At 71.8% G+C, this 23,943-nt stretch carries 20 protein-coding genes; 9 read left to right on the top strand and 11 right to left on the bottom strand.

Annotated elements, in window-relative coordinates; translation table 11 throughout:
• Positions 1 to 56: 56 nt before the first annotated feature.
• The 4 genes from QSK32_RS22315 to QSK32_RS22300 all read right to left on the bottom strand — a co-directional run bounded on the left by QSK32_RS22315 (position 57) and on the right by QSK32_RS22300 (position 4,687).
• Positions 57 to 659, bottom strand: a complete 603-nt coding sequence (locus QSK32_RS22315; RefSeq protein WP_285473029.1) for a transglycosylase domain-containing protein — start codon at positions 657 to 659, stop codon at positions 57 to 59.
• A 72-nt stretch (positions 660 to 731) separates the two neighbouring features.
• On the bottom strand, positions 732 to 1,574 hold the full coding sequence (locus QSK32_RS22310) for an aldo/keto reductase (RefSeq protein ID WP_285473028.1): 843 nt from the start codon (positions 1,572 to 1,574) through the stop codon (positions 732 to 734).
• 165 nt (positions 1,575 to 1,739) lie between these two features.
• Entirely contained in the window at positions 1,740 to 3,092 is a 1,353-nt protein-coding gene (locus QSK32_RS22305) for an FAD-binding oxidoreductase (RefSeq protein WP_285473027.1), read from the bottom strand.
• Positions 3,089 to 4,687 (bottom strand): AfsR/SARP family transcriptional regulator, encoded by a 1,599-nt coding sequence (locus QSK32_RS22300; RefSeq protein ID WP_285473026.1) that lies wholly within the window; start codon positions 4,685 to 4,687, stop codon positions 3,089 to 3,091. The genes QSK32_RS22305 and QSK32_RS22300 overlap by 4 nt, the downstream gene beginning before the upstream one ends.
• A gap of 104 nt (positions 4,688 to 4,791) precedes the next feature.
• Here QSK32_RS22300 and QSK32_RS22295 point away from each other — a divergent pair, with 104 nt between their 5' ends.
• The 4 genes from QSK32_RS22295 (at position 4,792) to QSK32_RS22280 (ending at position 9,389) form a co-directional block, all read left to right on the top strand.
• The gene (locus QSK32_RS22295; RefSeq protein ID WP_285473025.1) at positions 4,792 to 7,470 is read left to right on the top strand and encodes a helix-turn-helix transcriptional regulator; all 2,679 of its coding nucleotides are present in this window, start codon (positions 4,792 to 4,794) and stop codon (positions 7,468 to 7,470) included.
• A 10-nt stretch (positions 7,471 to 7,480) separates the two neighbouring features.
• The gene (locus tag QSK32_RS22290) at positions 7,481 to 8,590 is read left to right on the top strand and encodes an SGNH/GDSL hydrolase family protein (protein ID WP_285473024.1); all 1,110 of its coding nucleotides are present in this window, start codon (positions 7,481 to 7,483) and stop codon (positions 8,588 to 8,590) included.
• A gap of 44 nt (positions 8,591 to 8,634) precedes the next feature.
• Complete coding sequence (locus QSK32_RS22285; protein WP_285473023.1) at positions 8,635 to 8,811, top strand: hypothetical protein; 177 nt, start codon at positions 8,635 to 8,637, stop codon at positions 8,809 to 8,811.
• Between the two features lie 62 nt (positions 8,812 to 8,873).
• Positions 8,874 to 9,389: a DUF4260 domain-containing protein gene (locus tag QSK32_RS22280; protein ID WP_285473022.1), complete on the top strand. Its 516-nt coding sequence runs from the start codon at positions 8,874 to 8,876 to the stop codon at positions 9,387 to 9,389.
• 147 nt (positions 9,390 to 9,536) lie between these two features.
• Here QSK32_RS22280 and QSK32_RS22275 read toward each other — a convergent pair whose 3' ends face one another.
• Positions 9,537 to 10,433, bottom strand: coding sequence for an endonuclease/exonuclease/phosphatase family protein (locus QSK32_RS22275; RefSeq protein WP_083448865.1), 897 nt, complete (start codon positions 10,431 to 10,433; stop codon positions 9,537 to 9,539).
• A 143-nt stretch (positions 10,434 to 10,576) separates the two neighbouring features.
• Here QSK32_RS22275 and QSK32_RS22270 point away from each other — a divergent pair, with 143 nt between their 5' ends.
• Both QSK32_RS22270 and QSK32_RS22265 read left to right on the top strand, forming a co-directional pair.
• Positions 10,577 to 11,020: a hypothetical protein gene (locus tag QSK32_RS22270; RefSeq protein ID WP_045741118.1), complete on the top strand. Its 444-nt coding sequence runs from the start codon at positions 10,577 to 10,579 to the stop codon at positions 11,018 to 11,020.
• Positions 11,021 to 11,065: 45 nt separating this feature from the next.
• Positions 11,066 to 11,893 (top strand): isocitrate lyase/PEP mutase family protein, encoded by an 828-nt coding sequence (locus QSK32_RS22265; RefSeq protein WP_211275310.1) that lies wholly within the window; start codon positions 11,066 to 11,068, stop codon positions 11,891 to 11,893.
• 85 nt (positions 11,894 to 11,978) lie between these two features.
• Here QSK32_RS22265 and QSK32_RS22260 read toward each other — a convergent pair whose 3' ends face one another.
• The 4 genes from QSK32_RS22260 to QSK32_RS22245 form a co-directional block, all read right to left on the bottom strand.
• Positions 11,979 to 13,214, bottom strand: coding sequence for an MFS transporter (locus QSK32_RS22260; protein WP_045741120.1), 1,236 nt, complete (start codon positions 13,212 to 13,214; stop codon positions 11,979 to 11,981).
• A gap of 74 nt (positions 13,215 to 13,288) precedes the next feature.
• On the bottom strand, positions 13,289 to 14,746 hold the full coding sequence (locus tag QSK32_RS22255; protein ID WP_052720253.1) for an NB-ARC domain-containing protein: 1,458 nt from the start codon (positions 14,744 to 14,746) through the stop codon (positions 13,289 to 13,291).
• Between the two features lie 527 nt (positions 14,747 to 15,273).
• The gene (locus QSK32_RS22250) at positions 15,274 to 16,719 is read right to left on the bottom strand and encodes a sulfite exporter TauE/SafE family protein (RefSeq protein ID WP_285473021.1); all 1,446 of its coding nucleotides are present in this window, start codon (positions 16,717 to 16,719) and stop codon (positions 15,274 to 15,276) included.
• A gap of 530 nt (positions 16,720 to 17,249) precedes the next feature.
• A complete protein-coding gene (locus QSK32_RS22245) occupies positions 17,250 to 18,485 on the bottom strand; it encodes a tetratricopeptide repeat protein (RefSeq protein WP_052720257.1) in 1,236 nt (411 codons plus the stop codon).
• 91 nt (positions 18,486 to 18,576) lie between these two features.
• On the opposite strand from QSK32_RS22245, the gene QSK32_RS22240 reads away from it, so the two are divergent.
• A complete protein-coding gene (locus QSK32_RS22240; protein ID WP_045741122.1) occupies positions 18,577 to 19,962 on the top strand; it encodes a DUF4331 domain-containing protein in 1,386 nt (461 codons plus the stop codon).
• Between the two features lie 28 nt (positions 19,963 to 19,990).
• Here the strand turns inward: QSK32_RS22240 and QSK32_RS22235 are convergent, their stop codons facing one another.
• Positions 19,991 to 20,695, bottom strand: coding sequence for a hypothetical protein (locus QSK32_RS22235; protein WP_157410887.1), 705 nt, complete (start codon positions 20,693 to 20,695; stop codon positions 19,991 to 19,993).
• 131 nt (positions 20,696 to 20,826) lie between these two features.
• Here QSK32_RS22235 and QSK32_RS22230 point away from each other — a divergent pair, with 131 nt between their 5' ends.
• Both QSK32_RS22230 and QSK32_RS22225 read left to right on the top strand, forming a co-directional pair.
• Positions 20,827 to 21,699 carry a hypothetical protein gene (locus QSK32_RS22230; protein ID WP_285473020.1) on the top strand — a complete coding sequence of 291 codons (873 nt, stop codon included), beginning with the start codon at positions 20,827 to 20,829 and terminating at the stop codon, positions 21,697 to 21,699.
• The gene (locus QSK32_RS22225) at positions 21,699 to 22,571 is read left to right on the top strand and encodes a hypothetical protein (protein WP_285473019.1); all 873 of its coding nucleotides are present in this window, start codon (positions 21,699 to 21,701) and stop codon (positions 22,569 to 22,571) included. The genes QSK32_RS22230 and QSK32_RS22225 overlap by 1 nt, the downstream gene beginning before the upstream one ends.
• On the opposite strand, the gene QSK32_RS22220 is transcribed toward QSK32_RS22225, so the two are convergent.
• On the bottom strand, positions 22,572 to 23,855 hold the full coding sequence (locus tag QSK32_RS22220; protein ID WP_285473018.1) for a diaminopimelate decarboxylase family protein: 1,284 nt from the start codon (positions 23,853 to 23,855) through the stop codon (positions 22,572 to 22,574). It lies immediately after the preceding gene.
• Between the last annotated feature and the right edge of the window lie 88 nt (positions 23,856 to 23,943).

Genomic DNA, 23,943 nt, shown 5'->3' with positions numbered 1-23,943 from the left:
AGGCTATGCGGGCCCGTTCCCGGAACCCGCGAAGCCCGGCCCCGACAGGCGGGATGTCACCCGGGGAAGGCCTGGCCGCCCCGGTCGGCCGCGGTCAGCCAGCCCAGGTCGACCATGGTGTCGAGCACCGCGTTCCAGGCGGCCTGCTGGTCGGTCGCGGCCGGGTCGAGCTGGACGGCCAGGAACGCCGCCTCGGCGACGGTCAGCTGCTCGGGCGCCTTCTGGAAGTACACCTGGGCGGCGGCGACCAGGCCGGTCGCGCCCCGGCCGTAGTCGGCCCGGTTCAGGAAGCGATCCAAGATCTCGACCTTGGTGTACGCGGACTCGGCCTTACGCGCCATGATGCGGGCCCGCAGGGAGGACTCCTCGCCGGCTCCCGCCGCCAGCACCACGTACCGGCGGGTGATCAGCGAGTCGTTCGACGCGTAGAAGTCCGGGTCGACGGCGGCGACGAAGGCATGTGCCGCGTCGTCGCTCACCGTGACGACCGGGTACCCGACGGCGCTCTCCACCAGGGGCACGCTGTCGTAGTAGTAGGCGGCCCCGGTGGTGCCGCCGGCCACCAGCGCCAGGGCGATCGAGGCGCCGACGACCAGTCGCCGGCCGGGACGCCAGGACGGCGCGGCGGGCACGGAACGGGGCATGTCAGCAACTGTCATCGCCACACCCTAGGTGACCGGGGCCAGGGTGTTGATCACCAGGGGCGCTGTGGGGCCGGCCGCGAAAGAGACCTAGTGGCCGGCGACGTCCGAGTCCACGACCGCGGACTCGCCCTGGTCGAGGTTGTTCAGGGTGGCCATCTGCGCGTCGGTGAGGGCGAAGTCGTACACGTCGAGGTTCTGCCGCAGGCGCTGCGGGTCGGCCGACTTCGGCACCGCGGTCAGGCCGGTCTGCAGGTGCCAGCGCAGCACCACCTGGGCCGGGGTGCGGCCGGTCTCGCGGGCGATGTCGCCGACGGCCGGCAGGTCCAGCACGCGGACGCCCTGACCGCCGATCGGCGACCAGCTCTGCGTGACGATGCCGTGCCCGGCGTGGAAGGCGCGGGCCTCGGCCCGGGTGGACGCCGGGCTGAGCTGGATCTGGTTGACGTCCGGGGCCACACCGGTCGCCGCGATGATCCGCTCCAGGTGGGCAGGCTTGAAGTTGCTGGTGCCGATCGCCCGGACGAGGCCGGACTCGAGCAGCTGGACCAGGCCCTCCCAGGCTTCGGCGTACCGGTCGTGTCCCGGGTTGGGCCAGTGGATCAGCAGCAGGTCGAGGTATTCCAGACCGAGGGTGTCCAGGCTGTTCTTCGCCGCCTCGGCGACCAGGTCGCGTCCGTGCCACTCCTTGTTGAACTTCGACGTCACGAAGATGTCGCCGCGGTCCACACCGGCGGCGCGCAGGCCCCGGCCGACGCCGCGCTCGTTGCCGTACGCCTGCGCGGTGTCGATCAGCCGGTAGCCGGCGGTGAGCGCGTCGGCGACCACCCGTTCGGCCTCGTCGTCCTTCAGCGGCCAGGTGCCCGCGCCGATCCGCGGCATCTCGGCGCCGTGCAGCAGTGTCACCGTCGTGCTGATCGCGTCATTCGTCATGATCCTCAGCCTACGTACCGGCGGATCCCGTCGGCCACGACATCCGGGCCGGTGAACGGCACGTCGTGTCCCGAGTGCGGGGCGAGGACGTGCCGTCCGGCCCGGTACGCGTGGGAGGTGTCCGTCCCGGCCCGGGGCTGGACGGGACGCCGTCGTCGCCCCTCGTCAGGGGCGGATGTTGTGGTTGATCCGGAACAGGTTGGCGGGATCGAAGTACTTCTTGATGTCGAGCAGCCGGTCCCAGGAGTCCGGGGCGAAGGCCGCGCGGACCGCCGCCGGGCCGGTGTCCTCGGTGCTCTGGAAGTTGGCGTACGCCCCGCCGGTGCTCCACGGCGCCATCCGCTCCAACAGTCGCCGCTGTGCCTCCCGGATCCGTTCGGCGTCGCCCGGGACCGGGGCGGGGATGCTCGCGGTGAACAGGCAGTAGGCGGCGTCCTGCCGGTTACCGACCGCGGCGGGCACCGCCGGCGGGCGCTGCAACGCCCCGCCGAGCAGCCGGATCTCGGTCATCATCAGGTCGTCCTCCGGGGCGGACAGCAGCGTGTCCAGCGCCTGCCGGGGCAGGTCACGCAGCACCGCCGACCGGTCGATGCCGGCGCCCGGCTCGGTCGGGTCGTTGTGGATCGTCGCGGTGGCGGTGTACGGCATCTCCGCCACCGTGTCCTGGAACGCCGGTGCCGCCGCGCGCAGCGGCGCGACCAGTGCGGCGCCCTCTTCGGCGCTGCCCAGGAAGGCGATCCGCACGTGCAGGATCAGCGGGTCGCCCGGCAGCCGGAGCAGGCAGAACGACGTGGACAGGTTCTCCGGCACGGTCGGCGCCCACTGCCGCCACACGTCGAGCACCGCCGGTACCTGCGCCTCGGTGAAGAACAGGCCGCCGCCGTACAGGCGGCTGATCGGGAACAGGCCGAACTCCAGGGCGGTGACGACGCCGAAGTTGCCCTTGCCGCCGCGGGCCGCCCAGAACAGGTCAGGTTCCCGGTCGGCGGTGACGTGGCGCAGCTGCCCGTCGGCGGTGACGACGTCGAACGCTCGGACGTGGTCGGCGCCGAATCCGCGGGTCCGCCCGAACACCGGGCTCAGTCCACCGCCGAGGGTGAAGCCGACCGTCCCGACCTGCGGCGACGATCCGGAGATGCCGGCCAGGCCGTGGACCGCGGCGGCCGGGATCACCTGGTCCCACCGGACGCCGCCCTGGACGCGGGCGGACCGGCCGGGTGCGTCGACCGTCACGCCGGACATCCGCCGGGTGGTGATCATGAGGCTGCCGTCGGCGGAGACCACCGCGCCGTGGCCGGTGGTGTGCACGGCGACGGCCAGGTCGTGATCGGCGGCGAAACGGACCGCGTGCTGGACGTCGGCGGGTCCGGTCGCGCCGACCACCAGGGACGGCCGGTGCGGCAGGGTCAGGTTGAAACCGGCGGTCTCCACGGCGTAGGCGTCGTCGCCCGGGGTGAACACCGGCCCGGCGATCAGGTCGGCCAGCCGGCCGCGGGCCGCAGGTGAGAGCGAAGTCATGCGTTCAGCACACCGGCCGGGCGCCGATCTCCGGTTGACATGCGGTTGACGGCCGCGATCGTGTGACGGATCCGCAGCAGTCCCGGGCCGGGGTCCACGCCGAGACGGTCGGCGAGCAGGTTCCGGCCGTCGTCGAAGGCGGCCAGCGCGGCGGCCGGCTGCCCGGACCGGGTCAGGGCCAGCATCAGCAGTTCCCGGGGGCGTTCCAGCATCGGATGCCGGGCGACCAGGCTCCGCAGCCGGGCCAGGGCCGGGGCGGGGTCGTGGCCGGGGGCGTCCAGGGCGGCGGCGAGGGCGTCGAGTTCGGTGGCGAACCGCAGTTCGCGCAGCATGCCCCGCTGGGCGACGGCGAACTCACCGGGCACCCCGCCGAGGGGCTCGCTGCCACGCCACAGTGCTCCGGCCGTACCGTAGAGGGGCAGTGCGGCGGCAGGCCGGCCGGCGCGCCGCAGGGAGGCCGCCCGGGTGACCAGGTCGCGGTGTACGCCGAGATCGATGCGGTCCGGGGCGATCGCGGCGGTGTATCCGCCGGAGGTCCCGGTGACGGTGGCGGCTCCCAGCGTCTTGCGCAGCCGGGAGACGTACGTGCGGACGACCGCCCCCGCCCCGGCCGGAGCCCGGGTGCCCCACACCACGGCGACGAGTTCCTCGACGGCGACCACCGCGCCCGGGCGCAGCAGCAGCGCGGCCAGTAGTGCCCGCTGTTGCGGGGTACCGACCGGCAGCGGCACCCCGTCGCGGACCGCGCCGAGCGGACCGAGCAGGGTGAACCGGAGGTCGGTGGCCGCGGCCCGGTGCGGCTTGCGCACCGGCGGCACCGGCTCCGGGGCTGCGGGTGTCGCGGGTAGCAGGGCCGGGTCGGCGGTCAGGATCCGGTGGTGCAGCGCGCGCAGTCCCGGTCCGGGTGTCAGGCCGAGTTCGGCGCGCAGACGCCGCTGGATGTCACGGAACCCGGCTAGCGCCTCGGCCTGCCGGCCGGAGCCGTAGAGAGCCAGCATGGACAGTTCCCGGAACCGTTCGTGCAGCGGGTGCTCGGCGACCAGCAGCGCCAGTTCGACGGTCTGCGCGGCGTGCCGGCCGAACTCCAGGTCGAGGGAGATCCGGTCGGCGAGGGCGAACAGCCGGGCCTCGGACAGCCGGGCGCGGTGGGCGGTGACGTGCTCACCGGGCAGTCCGGCCAGCGGGCAGCCCTGCCACAGATCAAGGGCTTCGACCAGTGCGGTGTACGCGGCCCGCGGGTCCCCGTCGCGGCGGGCGATGTGCGCGGCCGCCACCCGGCGGCGGAACACCGTCCAGTCGGCGGCCTCGGCGGGCAGCCGCAGCACGTAGCCGCCGGCCAGTGACCGGATCGGCGAGGCGGCGCCACCGAGCACGCGGCGCAGCCGGGAGACGTACGTGCGGATCGTCCCCACCGCGGTCGGCGGCGGGTCCTCGCCCCACACCGCGCGGATCAGTTCGTCCACTGTGGCGGGTGTTCCCTCGCGCAGCAGCAGCGCGGCCAGGACCACCTGTTGCTGGGGACCGCCCAGGTCGGCCTCCGTCCCGCCCTGCCAGGCCCGTACCGGGCCGAGCAGCGAGAACCGGAACATCGTCATGTCATCCCCCGTCTGTGTGACTGTCCTTGACAGGAGATCGCGGTGGCCGGACTGTCGGCTTCTGTATCGCGACTGCATCGGGAGATGTCGTACTGTTCCGCCCCGTGGAGGCGACAGTCACGGGCCGGGCGCGGGAGATGGCGATCCTCACCGGAGTCGTCGACGACGCCGCCCGTGGCGCCGGCGGGGTGCTGCTGGTGCGCGGCGAACCGGGGATCGGCAAGTCGCATCTGCTCGCCGCCGCGGCCGGGCACGCCCGGTCGCGGGGTGTGCTGGTGCTCGCCACGGTGGGCGTGCCGGCCGAGGCGCATCTGCCGTTCGCCGGACTCCACCAGCTGCTGCGGCCGCTGTTGTCCCGCACGTCGGAGCTGCCCGAGCCGCAGCGGGCGGCGATGCTGGCGGCGTTCGGGATGTCGCCGGGTTCGCAGAACGTCTTCTTCATCGCGCTGGCCGCCCTGGAACTGCTGGCCGACGCCGGCCCGGTGGTGGTCCTCGCCGACGACCTGCACTGGCTGGACGACGCGACCGTCGAGGTGCTGGCGTTCCTGGCCCGGCGGATCGCGGCGGAGCCGATCGCGGTGCTGGCCGCGACCCGGTCCGGCTCGTCGCTGGACGGCCGCCTGGTCGAGGTGACCGGTCTCGACGACGACGCCTCCCGGGCCCTGCTCCGGCGGCACGCGGCGGACCTGACCCCGGCCACTCGCGAGCGGCTGCTCACCGAGGCGGCCGGGAACCCCCTCGCCCTGGTGGAACTGCCCGCGGCGATCCGGGCCGGCCGGTGGGACGACGCGGCGGTGCTGCCGTCGATGCTGCCGCTGACCGCCCGGCTGGAGAGCGCTTTCAGCGCCCGGCTGGACGACCTGCCGGCCGCGACGAACGCGCTGCTGCTCGCGGCGGCGCTGGACGACGGCCGGGGCCTGCCGTCGGAGATCCTGGCCGCCGCCGGGGTCACCGAGGACGCGCTGACCGCCGCGCAGGTGGCCGGGCTGATCAGCCTCGACGGCGGGCGGATCCGGTTCCGGCACCCGCTGATCCGGGCCGCCGTGCACCACCGGGCCGGCGACGCCGACCGCCGGCGCGCGCATCTCGCCTGGTCGGCGGTGCTCGCCGAGCAGCCGGACCGGCATCTGTGGCACCGGGCGGCGGCCGCCACCGGACCGGACGCCGCCATCGCCGACGCCCTCGAGGAGGTGGCCGGGCGGGAACGCGACCGGGGTGCCCTGGCCGCGGCGAACATCGTCCAGCAGCGGGCGGCCCGGCTCACCGCAGTCCCGGCGGACCGCGCCCGGCGGCTGCTGGACAGTGCCGAGCTGGCCTTCGAACTCGGCCACCACCACCTGGTCCGCAGCCTGGTCGACGAGGCCGGGCCGATCGCGGACACCCCCCGCGAGCAGTCCCGGGTCATGCTGCTGACCGGCGTGCTCGACGACGGTCGGGCCGGGGACGTCGCGGCGATCCGGGGCATCACCGAGCAGGCCCGCCGGATGGCCGCGGCCGGCGAGCAGGACCTGGCCGGGCTGCTGCTGGTCGGGGCGGGCCGGCGCTGCTGGTGGACCGAGCCCGGCCCGGCGCAGCGCCGGGCGATCGCGGCGCTCGCCGACGAGTTGCCGGTGCCCGAGCCGGTCCGGTTGTCGGTGCTCACGTTCGCCGAGCCGATCGAGCAGGGCGGCCGGGTGATCGCCGCGCTGCCGGAGGTGTTCGCGGTCACCCGCGACCCCGGTGAGCTGGCGCTGCTGGTGCTGGCCGCCTACATCACCGGCGACTTCGACCGGTGCCTGGAGGTGGCCGGTCCGGCGACCGACGGGCTGCGCGCCCAGGGCCGTCTCGCCCTGCTCGGGCAGGTGCTAACCCTGGAGGCCAGCGCGGCGATGCACCGCGGTGTCTGGGCGGACGCGGCGACGATGGCGGACGAGGCGGTCCGGGCCACCGTGGAGACCGGCCAGCCGGACTGGATCCTGGCCGCCCGGCACGTGGACGCGGCGATGGCCGGGCTGCGCGGCGACACCGGCCGGGCCGGCGAGCAGGTCGCGTTGATCGTCGGGGACGACCAGACGTCGGCGGTGGCGTCGTCCGCCCACCAGTCCCGGGGGCTGGCCGCGCTGGCGTCCGGCGCGTACGCGGAGGCGTACGACCAGTTCCGCCCGGCGTTCGATCCGGAGCATCCGGCGTACCAGCGGGCCCTGCAGTGCTGGCTGATCAGCTATCTCGCCGAGGCGGCGATGCACAGTGGCGACCGCCTCGAGGACGCCCGTCTCGTACTCGCCGGCCTCGAGGAGCTGGCGGTGGTCAGCCCGTCACCGGCGCTGCACGTGTCGGTCCGTTACGCGCGGGCGGCGCTGGCCCCCGACGACGACGCCGAGAAGCTGTTCCGGGACGCGATCGACCGGCATCCGGCGCGCTGGCCGTTCCCGCGGGCGCGGCTGGATCTCGCGTACGGGTCGTGGCTGCGCCGGCACCGCCGGATCGCCGAGTCCCGGGAGCCGCTGCGGGCGGCCCGCGAGGCGTTCGACCGGCTCGGCGCGCAGGGCTGGAGCGAGCGGGCCCGCCAGGAGCTGCGGGCCACCGGCGAGAGCAGCAGCCGGCCCGCGCCCGACGGCTGGCAGCGGTTGTCCCCGCAGGAGCTGCAGATCGCCACGATGGCCGCGGCGGGCATGTCCAACCGGGAGATCGGCCAGCGGTTGTACCTGTCGCACCGCACGGTCGGCTCGCACCTGTACCGGCTGTTCCCGAAGTTGGGCATCACGTCGCGCATCCAGTTGAAAGATGCCATCGCTCATCGATAGCCTTCTCTTTATGGGAGCGCTCCCGATCAGTCTCGCCGCACTCGTCCTGGCCACCGCCGCCGTCGCCGTCCCCGCCCCGGACCAGGCCACCGCCGACCCCCTCTCCGCGGCCACCGGGCAGGCCGCCGCACCGGCACTGCCCGGTGTCCACACCCCCGGCCGCGTCGAGGACCGCGGCGCCGAGGTGCGCTACACCTGGCCGGGCGTCTACTTCGAGGCGACCGTCCGCGGCGGCGACGTCGGGATCGTCCTCGACGATGCGGTCAACGACTATGCCGTGACCGTCGACGACCAGCCGCCGGTCACCCTCACCCAGCCGGGCCGGCAGACCATCTGGGTCAAAGCCCGTCATCGGGTACGCCTCGCGAAGCGCACCGAGAGCCCCTGGACCCCCGGACAGTTCGGTGGTTTCGTCGCCGGTCCCGGCAATGCGATCGTCGGCACCCCGGCCGCCCGTCACCGTCAGATCGAGTTCATCGGCGATTCGTGGACCGCCGGCTACGGCAACATGTCCACGGTCCGCGACTGCTCGCCGACCGGCGGCGTCGACCGCAACTCCAACGCCGACCAGAGCTTCGGGGCGCTGACGGCCCGCGCGCTGAACGCCGACTACCAGCTCAACGCGTGGTCCGGGCGGGGCATGGTCCGCAACTACGACGGCGGCGACCCGGGAACCGACTACCGCACCTACTACGACCGGACCCTGCAGGCCGCGTCCACCGCCGTGTGGCAGCGCCCGGCGAGCTGGCGTCCGCAGGTGATCGTCATCGGTCTGGGCATCAACGACTTCTCGACACCGGTGCACGCCGGCGAGCAGTGGGCGGACGAGGCCGCGCTGTCCGCCGACTTCCGCACCGCCTACCTGGGGTTCCTGCGCAGGCTGCGGGACCGGTACGGGCCGAACCCGCGGATCCTGCTGACCCACCCGACCCTGAACGCCACCCTGACCGACGCGATCACCCAGGTCGCCGCCGCGTCCGGCGACCCGCGCGTCCAGGCGTTCCACTACGACAACGCCGCCCTGGGCCTGGACCTGATGGGCTGCGACTGGCACCCGTCGGCCCGCGACCATCGGCTGATCGCGGACGCCCTGACCGCCCACCTCCGGACCCTCACATAGAGGTGCGGCGTCTCCGCAGCTCGGCCAGGACCACGCTCTCCCGCTTGGTGACCTCGCCGTCCACGGCGGCCACCCGGCATGCCGACCGGACCGCGCCGACCTGGCCGAACGAGGCGACTGTGGACGGTTCGTCAGGTGGTGCGCAGCACGACGCGCCCCGGCGGGCGCGGGCCGTGATCAGCGCGAGCGCCGCCGCGAACCCGTCGAGCGGGAACCCTTGACAGTCGCTAGCTAATACAATTAGCTTTTAGCTAACTCAATTAGCCAAGGCGTGAGGAACGACATGAGCGAGCAACCGACCACCGCCGGCGTGGTCACCGGACGGCCCCTGACCTGGCTGCGCGCCGAAGGGCTCGCCGTCGCCGCCGGCGCCCTCGCCCTCTACGCCGGCACCGGACAACCCTGGTGGCTGGTGCCGGCGCTGTTCCTGGCCCCCGACCTGACCTGGTTCGCCTACCTGGCCGGGCCGAAGGTGGGCGCCTGGTTCTACAACCTCGCCCACACCGCGCCCCTGCCGATCGCGCTGCTCGCCGTCGGCGCATACGCGGACATCACCGCCCTCACCGTCGCCGGCGCCGTCGGGCTGTTCCACATCGGGCTGGACCGGCTGATGAAGTACGGCGTCAAGTACGACCACGGCTTCACCATCACCCACCTCGGCGTCCACGGCCCCGGCAAGCGCCCGCCTGTTCAGCGGGACCTTCTCTCCACTGCCGAACACGATCGCGTACGGCGAGACCATGGTCACGACGCTGCGCGAGGGCGGGCTGTCCCTGCTCAGCCGGCCACCCAGCAGTAGACCGGGTGTGGTTCGCCGATCGCGTCGTCCGCGTCGAAGAAGGCCCCGGACACGGTGGCGACCCGCCGGGCCGGCCCACCGGCGCACGACGGCCGCCCGGCGGGACGGTGCCGGATCACCGGACCGGCCCGCCGGACGTACCCGATATCAGGCGATCTTCATGCTGAAGATGACGGCTGCGTGGTCCGAATAGGGCGTGCTCGCCACCGCGCACCAACGCCACGGCTCGGTGCTGAACACGTGGTCGAACTTGACGTTCCACACCGTCGTCGAGCGCCCCGTGCGCAGCGGGTTCGCCGGGTCGGACTGGTCGCACTCGCGGTAACCGGTGGTGCCGTTCCAGTACAGGTCGGCCGGCCACACCCAGGCACGGGAGTTGCCGGGCCAGTCCGGCGGCGTCACGTTGAGGTCACCGCCGAAAGCCACCCTGTCGTACTTGTCGACCTCGGCCTTCACCTCGGCGAGCTGGTCGTCGGCGTAGTCCCAGGTCGGGTGGTCGGGGTTCACGCCGTACCGGGCGAGGTGCAGGTTGCAGAGCCGGATGTTGTCGAAGTACGTAGCCGTGGCGCACTGCTGCACGGTGTTCTGCCCGTTCCACGGCTGGGTCGTGGTGAGGGTCTTCGGGTTGGACAGACCGGCACCGATGACGATGGCCGTGCCGATCCGGTCCTGGCGGCTGCTGCCGTCCTCACCGCAGCGGCTGTTCGTGAGCACACCGTTGTTGGAGTAGTAGTACGGTGCGAAATTCTTGTGCCACACCGACCCGAGCCGGCCCATCAGGGCGGTCAGGTCGTCCTCGCAGATCTCCTGCAGCAGCAGCGCCTGCACGTAGTTCTTCGCAATGTGGTCCTCGATGACGCCGAGCTTGTCGGCGACGGTGCCATAGGCGCCACAGTTCCAGCTGGCCCGCTGCGACCCGCACATGTTCCAGGACATCAGCTGCAGGTTGGTGCCGGCGGGCGCGGCGGCCGCGGCCGGGCTCACCGGCAGCAGCGTGGCGAGCATCATCAGTGCGCCGGTGAGGGCGGCACGGAGCTTCCTCAAGTGTTACTCCCCCGAAAGATCGATCAGTTTCGACCACTGTAGATCTTGGCTCCGGGATCGCGCAGCCCGCGGTCACTCCTGTGCAGCCCGCCGGTCTCTCCTGTGCCGTCCACCGGTCACTTCCCCGTGCCGCCCAATGTCCGGTGGACGGCACGCGCGACCCGGCGGGATTCGAGGGCGGCCTGCCGGAGCATGCCGCCGAGTGTCACGTCGTACCCGATGAAGTGAAGACCCGGCCGTGCCGCCGCCCCGCCGTGCGTCACCGGCACGGCTGGATCGCCGACTACCCGTCGATCGAGAACTTCCTCAACCCGATCTATCGCACCGGCGGCTCCGAGAACCACGGCGGCTATTCGAACCCCGAGGTGGACGCGCTACTCGCGGAGGCCGACGCCGCGCCCTCCCAGCAGGCCGGCTGGCAGCTCTACCGGCGGGCCGAGGAGCTGATCCTGGCCGACATGCCGGCCATTCCGCTCTGGTACCAGAGCACGGTCTCGGCCTGGTCGAGCCGGCTGCGCGACGTGCGCCCCACCGCGTTCCGCGAGCTGGACCTGTTCAGTGTCCGGGTGGCCACCGGCCTCCGGTGACCCCGGGCTGTCCGATTCCCCGTACCGACATCCGAGGAGATCTCATTGAGTCAGACAACGCGGGCCCAGGAACTGCGCGCTCTGCACGACCGGCGCCCCCTGGTGCTCCCGAACGCGTGGGACGCGGCCAGCGCGCGGATCATCGAATCGGCCGGCGCCGCCGCGATCGCCACCACGAGCGCCGGCGTCTCCTGGGCCCACGGTCGCAGTGACGGCCAGCAGCTGAGCCGGGAGGACGCTCTGGCGGCGGTCGGCCGGATCGTGGCCGTGGTGAACGTCCCGGTCACCGCGGACATCGAGAGCGGCTACGGCACCGGTTCGCCCGACGACATCGCGGCGATCGTCCGTGAGCTGGTCGAGCTGGGTATCGCCGGCATCAACCTGGAAGACGCGCCGGGCACCGGTGACACACCACTACTCGATCCGAAGGCGCAGGCCGAGCGGATCCAGGCGGCCCGGTCCGCGGCCGCGTCCGCGGGCGGCGACCTGGTCGTCAACTCGCGCACCGACACCTACCTGCGCCAGGTCGGGCCCGCCGGCAGCCGCCTGGACGCCACGTTGGAACGGCTCGCGATCTACCGTGCCGCCGGCGCCGACAGCCTGTTCGTTCCCGGGGTGGTCGACGAACCGACGATCGAGGCGCTGGTCGCCGGAGTGGACGGCCCGGTGAACATCATGGCGGGCCCGGGCGCCCCCTCCATCCGGCGACTCGGTGAGCTGGGCGTCGCCCGGGTCAGCGTCGGCCCGCTGCTCACCCAGGTCGCGCTGGAGGCCACCCGGCGGGCGGCGGCCACGCTGCTCGGCGACGGCGACTACGGCGACGCAGCCGACGCGATCGACTTCGGCACGGTCAACGGCACCTTCACCCGCTGATCACCGTCCTGCGCAGCGCCGGGCGGACCTGTCTCGGGCCGCCCGGTGCTGCGCGTTCGTTCTCCTTCAGGGGCACACGGCTACGTCACGGTGCGGGCGTCTTCTGCGGCGCCATCGAGAACAGGGCGAGGGCCGCGGAGACCAGACCGAGCAGACCGCAGATCCACCACACACCGCCGTGCAACGCCTCCCAGACCGCCACCCCGAAGACCGGCCCGAGCGCCAGCCCCAGCCCGAACGACGCCTGGTGAGCGGCGATGTATCGGGCCTTCACCGCATCCGGGAAAGTCGCCGGATAGGAGAACATCATCGGACCACTGATCATCGCCCCGAACGCGACGACGACGGTGGCGACGAACAGCAGTGCCACATTGAACGTCGCCAGCGCGTACCCGATCAGGCCGATGCCGAAAATCGCCTGGCCGAGCGCACTGACCCGGTTCGCCGGACGGTTCTGGACATAGGAGGTGACCTTCAATTCACACAGGATCAGCGTCAATGACGACACGGCCAGAACAGCGCTGTAGACCGCGGTGGGATAGCCGTCGGCGGTGATCTGCAACGGCAGTGCGACGTAGTACTGGGCATAGATCAACGCACCCAGCAGCATCGAGGCCAGGAACAACAGGAAACGGCCGTCCCGCACCAGAGTGGCGTAGGCGTTCCCCGCCGGGGCCTCGGCGTCCTCGGAGGCGGCGGCCGCGGTGCCGGCCGGGAAGAAGATCAACGCCAGGCCGGCGTACGCCAGAGCGGTCACACCGTCGACCCAGAACAGCAGGTCCCAGTCGATCAGCACCAACCCGGCCGCGACCAGCGGGCCCAGCGCGGAACCGGCACTGATCGCCGTGCGCTGCATCGCGAACGCCATCACACGGTTCTCCGCGGGCATCAGCTCCGAGAGCAGCACCGACGACGCCGGCCGATAAGCCTGGGTGGCCAGCCCGGCCAGGCCGACCGCGACCAGCAGTACCGGGTAGAGAGTCGGCGTGGCCAGCCACGGCACGATCGAGATCAGGACGGCCGAGACGGACATCGCACCGATGATCGTCCGGCGCGGGCCGACCCTGTGCGTCACCTCCCCGCCCGCCAGGGTGCCCAGCACCGCCCCCGCGCTGTAGACCGTGAGCGCGACACCGGCCTGACCGATCGAGAACCGGTTGACGGTCAGATAGAGCAGCAGGAAACTCTGCGCGAAAGCGCCCACCTGGTTGACCAATATGCCCCCGAGCAGGTACCTGACCGGAACCGGGGTAGCGCGGAAACTCGCCAGGACGCCGGGCGAATCCCGGCGCTTCCGTGCGTTCGTCGTAGTGCTCGCCATGGCTGCGATCCCACCAGAGCCACCGATTGACCGGTAGAACGACGGCTCCCGAAAAATCAATTCCGCGGGGCACGTCAGCCGCACTCGAAGCGGAATCCACTGAAGGCGGGCTCCTGATTGACCGGCTCCGTTCGCGGAACCGAACGGAGAATGGCCCGCCGCGGCCCCTCGATCAGGCGCGCGTCGTAGTCGCCTCCCCCGCGTATCTGCCTGAGGAACACCCCGACCAGCCGGGGCGAGAAGTACCGGCCGGTGGTGGCGGAGCGCCACAGCAGACCCGCGTCGACGCTCGACTCCAGCCGGGCGTCGGCCGTCGCCTGCGGGATGTTCAGCACGGTCGCGGCCGCGGCGGCGGTGGTCCCGTCGGACAGGTCACGGGTCAGGGCCAGCAGCGCCGTCCGGGTGTCGTCCGGCAGCCGCTGGTAGGCGGCGGCGAACCGGTCGCGGAGCCGGATGTCACCGACCGCGATCAGCTCCAGCGCGGGGTCGGCCCGGGTCAGCTGGTCGGCGACGGAACTGATGGTCTGTTCCGGCCGGGCGGCGAGCCGGCGGCCGAGCAGGTTGAGCGCGAGCGGAAAGTTGCCGCAGGCGTCGGCGACCACGGCCATGGCGTCGCTCTCGGCGCGCATGCGGCCCACGCCGGTGATGAGGCTGAGCAGGGTCACCGACTCGTCACGGCTGAGTGCACAGAGCTCGATCCGGTGGGTGTCGTCGAGGCCGAGCAGCCGGGCCCGGCTGGTGACGATCGTCAGGCTTCGCCCGGCCGCACCGATGAGCGGACGGACCTGCCTCTCGTCCGTGACCCCGTCGAGCAGGACGAGCAGCCGGCGTTCCGCGAGCATGGAACGGTAGAGGTTGACCCGCTGGGCCGGGTCGCCGGGGAGCATCTCGGCGGGCAGGCCCATCGCGTGCAGGAACCCGACCACGACAGCGTCGGTGCCTTCCCGCGGATCGGTACAGCCCAGGTCGGCGTAGAGCTGACCTTCGAAATAGTCACGCGCCACCATGGCTGCCAGGCGCAGGGCCAGCGCGGTCTTGCCGACACCGACCGGACCGGTGATCAACAACGGGCGCCGCGTGCCGGCATCGGGCCGCATCCGGCCGATCGCCTGCGCCACGATCGATTCCCGGCCGACGAACGTGGTGAGATCCCGCGGAATCTGCGCCGGCCGTGGCAGACGCGCCGCGACGGGACCGCCCTTTCGCCCCGGTCCCGCGCCCGGTCCCGGGCTCTTCTCGGCCGGTGCGACGGTCTCCTCATCAACACCAAGATGGTTCGCGAGGCGATGCCAGCGCTGTTCCCACGCCGGCTGATCGCCACCGCAGGCCGCCACGAACGCCAGCGTCACCGGCAGGGTCGGCAGGCGGTGGCCGCTCGCGGCACTGGAAAGGACCGACGGGGCGAACAGGGCGGTCTTGGCGAGGTCCCGGTAACTCGGCTTTCCCCTGTGGTTACGCAACGCTCGCAGGTCGTTGGCGAACTCCGCGAGCGGCCCGGAATCCGGATCGATCAGACGTTCAGGCCTGGCCACCGCTCACCTCGACTCACGTCACAGCGCGACGTACCGGACGATAACGGAAACGATGTTCGCGTCCGCCACGGGCGAGCGAACGGATCAGGCCATGGCTCAGCGATTTGCACAGTAGACCCCCGCGTGTCCACTTCAGACGTTATCGACCCGCTTGACGATAACCTAAGTCCCACCAAACCGATAGGATAACAACCTGTGCCCCATCACTCACCCTGCGACAAGGTGGGCACCACGCCAAGGCGTACCGAACAGGCAAACGGGATTATCACTACAAAGGTAGCCTCCGGCACTCGTCCGCCAGCTGCTGAGCCGCGCGCTCCGGGCCTCTCCATCAACCCGAACAGGACCGGCGACATCGTCGACGCCGCAAGCCACCTCATCCACTTCGATCACCGCCACCTACGCGAATCTTGCTGCGATCACCTCAGTGGCTCGTCGCCGACTCGGCGGGTGGCTCTACCTTGACCGACACCATCCAGAACAGGACTCTTCGGCCGAGGCGGCCTCCGAACGGTGGCGGAGTTGCTTCAGACAGAAATGGTGGCGAGCGCGAGAACGGCCGTACCGATACCGGCCAGCAGGATGACGCCGGCGGTCAGGGTGGGCATTCGGTGGCGCAGCGTCCGGGCCAGCCGACCGTTGCCGAACGGCCGGAGGCGCTCCCCCCAGCGTGCCAGCGCCAGGCCGATGCCGATCAGGACAAGGGCGAGGCCGGTTCCGTACGCGACGACGAGCAGCACCCCGAACCACGTCCGCCCGAGCGCGATAGCCCCGAGCAGGACGACGACCGCCGACGGGCTGGGCGCCAGTCCCCCGGCAAGTCCGATGGCGAGCACGGTCCGCGCCCGAAACGGCTCCCCGTCAACAGGTACCGGCAACACCGGATGCGTGTGCACCCACCCGCCGTGCGCATGAGTGTGTCCCGACGAACCCTGATGCTCATGCGCACTGTGGTCGGCATGCTCGTATGCGTGCTTGTCGCCATGCTCGTGCGGATACGCGTGTGCGTGGTGGTCGCCGTGCTCGTGCGGATGCGCGTATGCGTGTTGGTCGCCGTGCTCGTGCGGATGGTGGTCAACATGCTCGTGTGGATGTTCGTGTGCCCTGCAAGCACCATGTGCATGGTCGGCCACGACTGTATGGACAGGGGAATCAACACGAGCGGGAGCATCAATACGAGAAGAGGAGTCAACATTGGCAGACGCATCAACATGAAGGGGCGGACCGGTGCGTATTGACGGGCCGGTCCGAACCGACGGGCCGGTGTGAACCGGCGAGTCGGCCTGTCCACCGAGTACCGAGTGCACATGGACCGACGCCGGCATGAGCGCGGCTGTCCGGCGGGCCGACGACGCGCGCCAGAGCAGATGACCGCCCACGGCCGCGATCAACAGGCCGCTGATCAGGCGTAACCATGCATACAGGGCACCCGGAGCCAGGGAGACCGTGGTTGCCAGGGCCACCCCTAGGAACAGCACGCCCACCGTGTGGGTGATCGTCACCGTCACACCTGTCCAGAGGGCGTGTGACAGGCGGCCTCTCGTGCCTACGAGGTACGCCGCCATCACCGTCTTTCCGTGGCCGGGCGCCAGTGCGTGTGCTCCGCCCAGGATCACCGCGCCCAGGAGTGCGAGGACGCCGATCCCCCAGTTCAACCGGACGCTGCCGGCCAGGCCGGTGAACCACCTGGTCAGCCGGTCGGCGACCCGATCCTGGCGTCCGCCGGCCCCGAGGTCCCCGGTGGACGAACCCTGGGCGGGGCCCCCGGCGCGGACCGTCAGTCGCGCTTCGCGGACGTCCAGGTTCGCGGTCCCGGCCGGGTACGACGTGAGCCGCCCGCTGACACTGGACGACGGCACGCTGGATTCCGTCACCGTGAGGTGATCGCCGACCGCTGTGATCTCGCGCCACCCGATCCGGTCGGGCAGGTAGCCGAGTCCGAAGGTGATCACGTCCCCGTCGGCCGGCCGCACGTCGGCGTGCAGTCGGCACTGGAGGCGCAGCGTGGTCAGACCTCCGGCACCAGGGGGAAACGTCAGTCCCGCGTCCTCACCGCTCATCGGCAGCGCCCGTCCGCCGACCGTGAGCGTGCCGGCTGCCGCGATCTCGGTGCAGGTCTTCACGGCGTACCCGGGAAGGACCTTGATCTGGAAAGCAGGGAGTTCCGCGAGATCCAGCACATGGTCGACGTCGACACCTGACGGCGTGACACGCAACCCGGCGTATTGATTGGTCGTGAAGTTGCCCAGCGGATGAGCGGGCACAGCACCCGGCGGGCGAGCCGGAGCAGCTCCCGGTGAACGAGCGTGGGCGGCGCCCGGCGGGACCACCGCGGCGAGAGCAACCTCCGGCGCGACCACCGCGGCGCGAGCAGCTTGTGGGGTGACCACCGCAGCGCGAGCAGCTCCCGGCGCGACCACCGCGGCGAGTACGGCCCCCGGCGCGACTGCGGCAACCATGGCGGCCAGTGTGGCTGCCGTCGATGTTGCGGCGGTCAGGCGCTTCATCGGGCCACGGCCGCACGTAGGGCCGCCTCGTGCCGCAGCGAGAAGTACGGGTTGATCGTCCACGCCTCGTGGAAGTCGGCGGCTGCGCCGGTCTCGTCGCCCAGCGACCGGCGGATCACGGCCCGCTGGAAGTGGGCGCGCGCGTCCCGGGTGCCCAGCCGCAGGCCGCGGTCCGCCTGCTGCAGCGCCTCCCGATCGCGCCCAGCGCTGTGCAGCGCCCACGCATACGCCGTCTCGACCGTCACCGACGGCCGGGAGCGCAGCAACGCCCGTCCGAGAACGACCGCCCGCTGTCCCGCACCACGGTCGGCGTGGAAGTGCACCAAGTCAACGTCGACCGTCGTCGCGTCCAGATGCTCGCCGACACGAATCAACTCGTCAACATGAGCGGATCCGGCGCGGTCGCCGGATGCGAGCAGGACGTCGGAGAGCAGGCTCAGGTATTCCACCGCGGGGAGGATCGCCACCGCCGCCCGGAGGTCCGTCGCGGCCGCTTCCACATCGCCTCGGGCGGCGGCCACCCTGGCCCGGCCGGCGAGCAGGGCCGGCCGCTCCGGTCGTTGGCGCAACGCGGCCGCATAGTGGGACGCCGCCGTCACGAGATCACCGGATCCGAAGGCCAGGGCGCCGAGGTGCTGCTCGGCGAACGCCCTGTCGTCGGGGGTGTCCGCCGTATCAAGTGCCCGGCGCATCAGCTCGCGGGCTTCCGCGTCGTCGCCGTGGAGTTCGCGCAGGTAGGAGGCGCGGGCGAAGGAGGCCGGGCCGGGGCGCAGGTCGAGCATCCGCTGGACCGCGTCGGTGGCCTCGCCGTAGCGTCCGAGTTCGACGAACGCGTCGGTGAGCACGCCGTACGCGTCCGCCGAGTACGGGTCGGCCGCCACCGCCTGGCGGGCCTGTCGCAGCGCACCGGCGAAGTCGTGCCGGGCGGCCGCCAGCGCGCCGAGGCCGGTGTGCGCGTCGGCGTTGTCCCGGGGGTGGATGGCGAGTGACCTGGTCAGGGCGGTGTCGGCCGCGGCCAGGTGGGACGGGTCGCCGGTGATCCGGGTGTCCTGGACGTGCGACATGCCGAGCGCGGCCCAGGAACGCCAGTCACCGGGCACCCGCTGCAGGTGCTCGGTGAGGGTTTCCCGGTGCGTCCGGCCGCCGTCGGCCCGGGGGGAAGGTTCCTGGGGCGGCCCGCCCGGCAGCATCGCTCCGGCCACGATCAGGATCGCCGCCGCGGCTCCCGTCACCGCTGCTACCTGACACCATCGTCGCCACATTTGATCATGCTAAATGCCGGTATAGAGCTCAAATGGGATGTTTCGCTGATATCACTAAAGAATGAAACTGATCGCGGTCGCCCTCACCGGCCTCACCGCTCTCACCGCACTCGGCCCGGCCCCGGTCGCCGCCTCCTCGCACCGGGAAGCGCCGCTGATCGCCGATACCCCGAAGCTCGACAACACCGACCTGTACGCCTTCGTCAGTCCCGACGCGACCGGCACCGTCACCGTGATCGCGAACTGGCAGCCGTTCCAGGAACCCGACGGCGGACCGAACTTCTACCCGTTCGCCACCGACACCGTCCACGACATCAACATTGACAACAACGGCGACGCGGAAGCGGACATCACGTACCGCTGGACGTTCCGCACCACCCGCCGGAACGTCAACACGTTCCTCTACAACACCGGTCCGGTCACGTCGCTCGACGACCCGCACCTGAACGTCCGCCAGCGGTACACATTGCAGCGCATCACCGAGGACAAGACCACCACCCTGCTCAAGGACGCGCTGGTCGCCCCGTCGTACACCGGCAAGGCGTCGATGCCCGATTACGCCGCCCTGTCGAACGCCGCGATCACCCCCTTCGCCGGGCCTTCCGGCTCGAACGGGGTCAAGGGCAAGTCGTTCGCCGGCCAGGCCGACGACCCGTTCTTCGCCGACCTGCGCGTCTTCGACCTGCTGTACGGCGCCGACCTGTCCGAGGTCGGCAAGGACACGCTGCGCGGCTACAACGTGAACACGATCGCCCTGCAGGTGTCCAAGTACGACCTGGCGCTCAAGACGAACCCGGCCGCCAACCCGGTGATCGGCATCTGGTCCACCACGTCCCGGCTCGGCGCCAGTGTCAAGGGCAAGCCGGCGACCTGGCAGCAGGTGTCCCGGCTCGGTAACCCGCTGGTCAACGAGGCGGTCCTGCCGTTGAGCCGCAAGAACGAGTTCAACGCCTCCGAACCGTCCGGCGACACGAGGTTCCTGCCCGCGGTCGTCACGCCCGAACTGCCCGTCCTGATGGAGGCGATCTACAAGATCCCGGCGCCGGCGACCCCGCGCAACGACCTGGTCGAGGTGTTCCTCACCGGTGTCTGCAAGGCGTGTGGCCCGGTGCAGGCGGACCTCAACTCGCAGCGCCTGAACCGGGACGTCAAGGCGGACAAGTTCAAGCCCAGCGAGCAGTTGCGCCTCAACATGAAGGTGCCGGTGGCCGAGACACCGGACCGGATGGGTGTGCTCGGCGGTGACCTGGCCGGGTTCCCCAACGGGCGGCGCCTCACCGACGACGTGCTGGACATCGCGGTCCGGGCCGCCGAGGGCGTGCTGCTGGCCGACCACAACACGGCGGTCGACACGCTCGGCGACGGCGTGGACGCCAACGAGCACGAGTTCCGGCCGGCCTTCCCGTACGTGGCCCTGCCGAACACCACCAGCGTCAACGAGTCGTAGACCGGCGGCGTTCCACCGGATCCTCGAGCTACGGGGATCCGGTGATCCGGCCCTCGGGACTGACGCTGATCACGGTGGCCGGGCCCGCCTCGGTGACCGGGTCCGCCTCGGCGGCTGGTCCCGTCTCGGCGGCCGGTCCCGTCTCGGCGGCTGGTCCCGTCTCGGCGGCCGGCTCCGCGCGTCGGCCGGTCGGGAGGAGTTCCGGCTCGTCGAAGCAGTACACCCGATCGCGGACCGCCGGGAACACCGAATAGCCCCAGACGTCGTCGGCAGACAGCGGAACCGCGAACCCGCTGATCACCGCCTCGGTGCCGACCAGCCCGTCCTCCCGCGCGAGAGGGCAGTCACCGATCACCACGATGTCGCCGGACGCGTACCCCGGCAGGGTCTCCGCCTCTTCGACGTCCATGGTGGCCCAGTCCATGTCGGGGTGCAGGAACGCCGGCCCGCCCCGCTGCACCCAGCCCTCGCCGCCCGGCGCCCAGTCCCATCCGGCCGCCGAGTCGGCCTTCAGCGCCCCGGCACAGTCAGGCGCGCGGCCGGACGGCGTCAGCGAGACGGTGAACTCCAGCTTGTCGGGCTCCTTCCAGTACGGCTCGCCGCCCTCGATGACGGCCACACCGTGCCGTCCCAGCGCCTCGGCCAGGTGTGCACGCACCACACCCGACGCCGAGGCGCGGGCACGGATCATGAGACGGAGAAGGATTCTCCGGTACGCCGGAAGATCGGTCACGTCGGCAACCTACCGAACGCCGGTCACCGATGTGCCCGGTGGATGATCGGCGGGAAAGGTGGGTCGCTCGGCGGAGACCGGCGCCGTCACGCCGCGTGATAGGCAGGCAGGCAGTCCTGAGGGGAGCCTGCATGTTCGCGGACCGTCGTCGCGTCGTCATCGTCAGCGCCGCGCTGACCGCATTCCTGGCCATCGGCACGTTCTGGCTGGTCAGAGTCGTCCTTGGTTCCACTCGCGCGGAGTTCGTGGCCGGCACCGGCGTGCCGTCGTCGACGGTGGTCATCCCGGATCCGGTCGTCGGCAGCTCCGCGGTTCCGTCAACCGTTCACTCTCCGGAGGGAACGACGGCGGAAACGACAGCGGAGACGACGCCAGGGGGAACACCCGGAGGTGGAACCCCCACGACGGCCGCTTCCCCACCGAGCGGAACGCCGGAAGACAGCAGGACGCCAGAGAAGAGCAGAACACCGGAGAGCGGAACACCGACGAGCAGCCGTCCCGCCCCCGATCCGCCCGTCCCGACCCACGCGATCCGGGTCGGCGGCGCCCTCCTGGACAACGACACCCCGCGGACCATGTGCGCCGTCTTCACCAACACCAGGCTGGGCGCCACGGTCACGGTGACCGGCGTCCGCGTCTCCGGACGGCTGGAGATCCAACCCGGCGGCTGCGCCGAGGACTCCAACACCGGCGGCAGACCGCCCTGCGAACGGAACCTGACCCTCGCGCCCGGCAACGGCTGCTTCGCCGAGACGGTCGCCGACACGACGACGGCCGGCGAGTACCGCGGCAAGGTCACACTCGATCTCCGTGTCCGGTGCACCTCGGTGGCGACGGCGGCCTGCGACGTGGCCGTCCTGCGCGACGATCCGCCCACCTCGGATCGTCCGGCCGTGCTCACCTGGTCCGACACCGGCGCGACGACGCTCTGCTACCGGGTGCCGGCCGCGGACAGCGAGGATTCCAGCCCGTTCTGCTCCTCCGAGCCGCAGCCCGATTCTTGATGGACCGGCTCGCCCGCCGCCGGACCGCACCGGCACCGGCACCCGCCGAGCCCGCCCCGGACTGGGCCACCCGCCTCCGTGACCTGGCCGGCCTGATCGCCCCCACCACGGCGCTGACCGCGTTGCTGGTCTACTTCGGCTACATCGGCACCCGAGCCCGCTTCGCCTACTTCGGGATAAGTCTTGATTTAACCGGTCTTTCCAATCAGAACCTCATTCTGTACGGGCTGGAAGTCGTCTACGCCCCCATCGCCCTCCTCCTCCTGACCGTTCTGCTGCTGACCCTCTGCCACGCCGCGGTGACCCGGCTGCTCCAGCGTCCCGGCACCGCCCGCCTCACGACGATCGTCGGCCTCTTCACCACAGCCGCAGGCGTACTCCTGGTGGCCAGGGCCTGCGTGGGCATCCTGGTCGTCGAGGTGTCCCAGACCGAGACACCCGGCACCAGTGCCCTCGCCCTGGCCGCCGGTCCGGTACTGATCACCTACGGCGGCTGGATCCTCACCCCCGGCCGTCCGTCGCGCCCGCTCCGCTACGCCGGCGCGGTCGCCGCCGCCCTGATGCTGGTCGGCCTGTTCTGGGCGGCCAACTCGTTCGCCGCCGCGTTCGGTCAGGGCCGGGCCTACCAGGACGCCCTGGACCTGCCCACCGAGCCCGCCGTCCTGCTCGACACCAAGGATCCGATCGCCGGCCTGCCACCGGAGGTCACCGAGACCACCCTGCCCGGCCCATTCCCGCACCGGTACCAGGGCCTGCGCCTGCTGCTGTCGGCCGGTGACCGCCTGTTCCTGGTCCCCGCCCACTGGACCGCCGAGAGCCGCACCCTGGTGATCCCGTACAACGACGACGTCCGCCTCCAACTGGACCCCTGATCAGGCGGCGTCCTGCAGCAGACGCTCCCACGACTCCCGGGCCGCGAGGGTGCGCACCACCCCGTCCCCCACCCCGAGCACCGTCGGCCCTGCGCCCCGGCCGTGGTACGCCCCCACCCCGGCGATCGCGATCAGGTCCCCCACCGCGGTGTCGGCCGGCAACTCCGAACCGGTCAGTGTTCCGCCCGCCCGGACCGGCGGCTCGCCGGTCAGCGAGGCCGGCAGCGCCCGCGCCGACGACACCCGCCCGATCAGCGCGGTCGCATGCCGTCCCGCGCAGTCCACGTGCGGCCCGCACCCGAGGTTCCCGTCGACGCCGGCCCGCAGCACCCCGTCGACGACCGTCACCGAGGTGACCCGGTGCAGGGCAACGCCCGCCCGCGCGGTGACCGACCGTCCCGGTGACACGGTCAACCGCGGTTCGGGCATCCGGTGCCGGTCGGCGGCCAGCCGCATCAGCGCCCGCATCCGGGCGGCGAACGGCGCCACGGCGAACCCGTCGTCCCCACTCGCGCAGGGCACCGCCTGACCGCCGCCGAGGTTGACCGCGCCGATCGCCAGGCCGTGCCGGGCGTACACCCGGGCGCCGAACTCCATCGCGTCCCGCAGACAGTTCTCGAAGGCGCCGAACCGGCTGATCCGATGTCCGGCCGAGCAGTCGACTCCCACCGGTCGAAGGTCCCGCCGGGCGAGGAGCGCCTCGACCGCGGCGAGGGCGGATCGTGAACCGGGGCGGAATCCGTACCGCGCATGGCGGCCGCCGACCGCGGACGGCACCACGCGCAGGAACACCCGCTGGCCGGCCGGTGCCCGGGCGATCACCGCCTGGATCTCCGCCGGAGTGCCGACGACCAGGGCCGCACCGCAGGCGTACGCGGCCTCCCGGTCGGCCACCGACTTGCCGCTGCCGGACATGACGATCCGTTCCGGACGGAACCCCGCGACCAGGGCGGTCCGCAGTTCGGCGGCCGATCCGACGTGGCAGCCCAGCCCCTCGCCGGCGATCCACCGTCCCGTGCCGACGGTCAGGCCGGCCCTGGCGCTGTAGGCGACCGCGTCGCTGCCGAATCCGGCCGCGTAGGCGGCGCACCGGGCGCGGACGTCGGCCCCGTCCAGCAGGTGCACCCCGGTCCCGTGGGCGGCGGCGACCGTACCCGCCCGGACGCCGCCGATCAGCAGGTCGCCGTGCTCGCCCCAGCGGGCTGAGGCGGGCCACAGGTCCGCGTCGAGGCGCGCCGCCCGCAGCGACACACCCAGCGAGGGGATCAACTCGGCGAGCGTCATCGCGTTCACCTACGTCCGGTCCGGTTCAGGCTCATGCTCTCACCGTCCGTCCTTGTACGACGCGACGGAAGACGCGGATACGCGACGT

Origin of the sequence: Actinoplanes sp. NBRC 101535 (genome assembly GCF_030269225.1) — a bacterium.
Classification (GTDB): Bacteria; Actinomycetota; Actinomycetes; order Mycobacteriales; family Micromonosporaceae; genus Actinoplanes; species Actinoplanes rectilineatus.
Note: the sequence above shows the minus strand (reverse complement) of the source record. Positions and strands in the feature narration are given on the sequence as shown.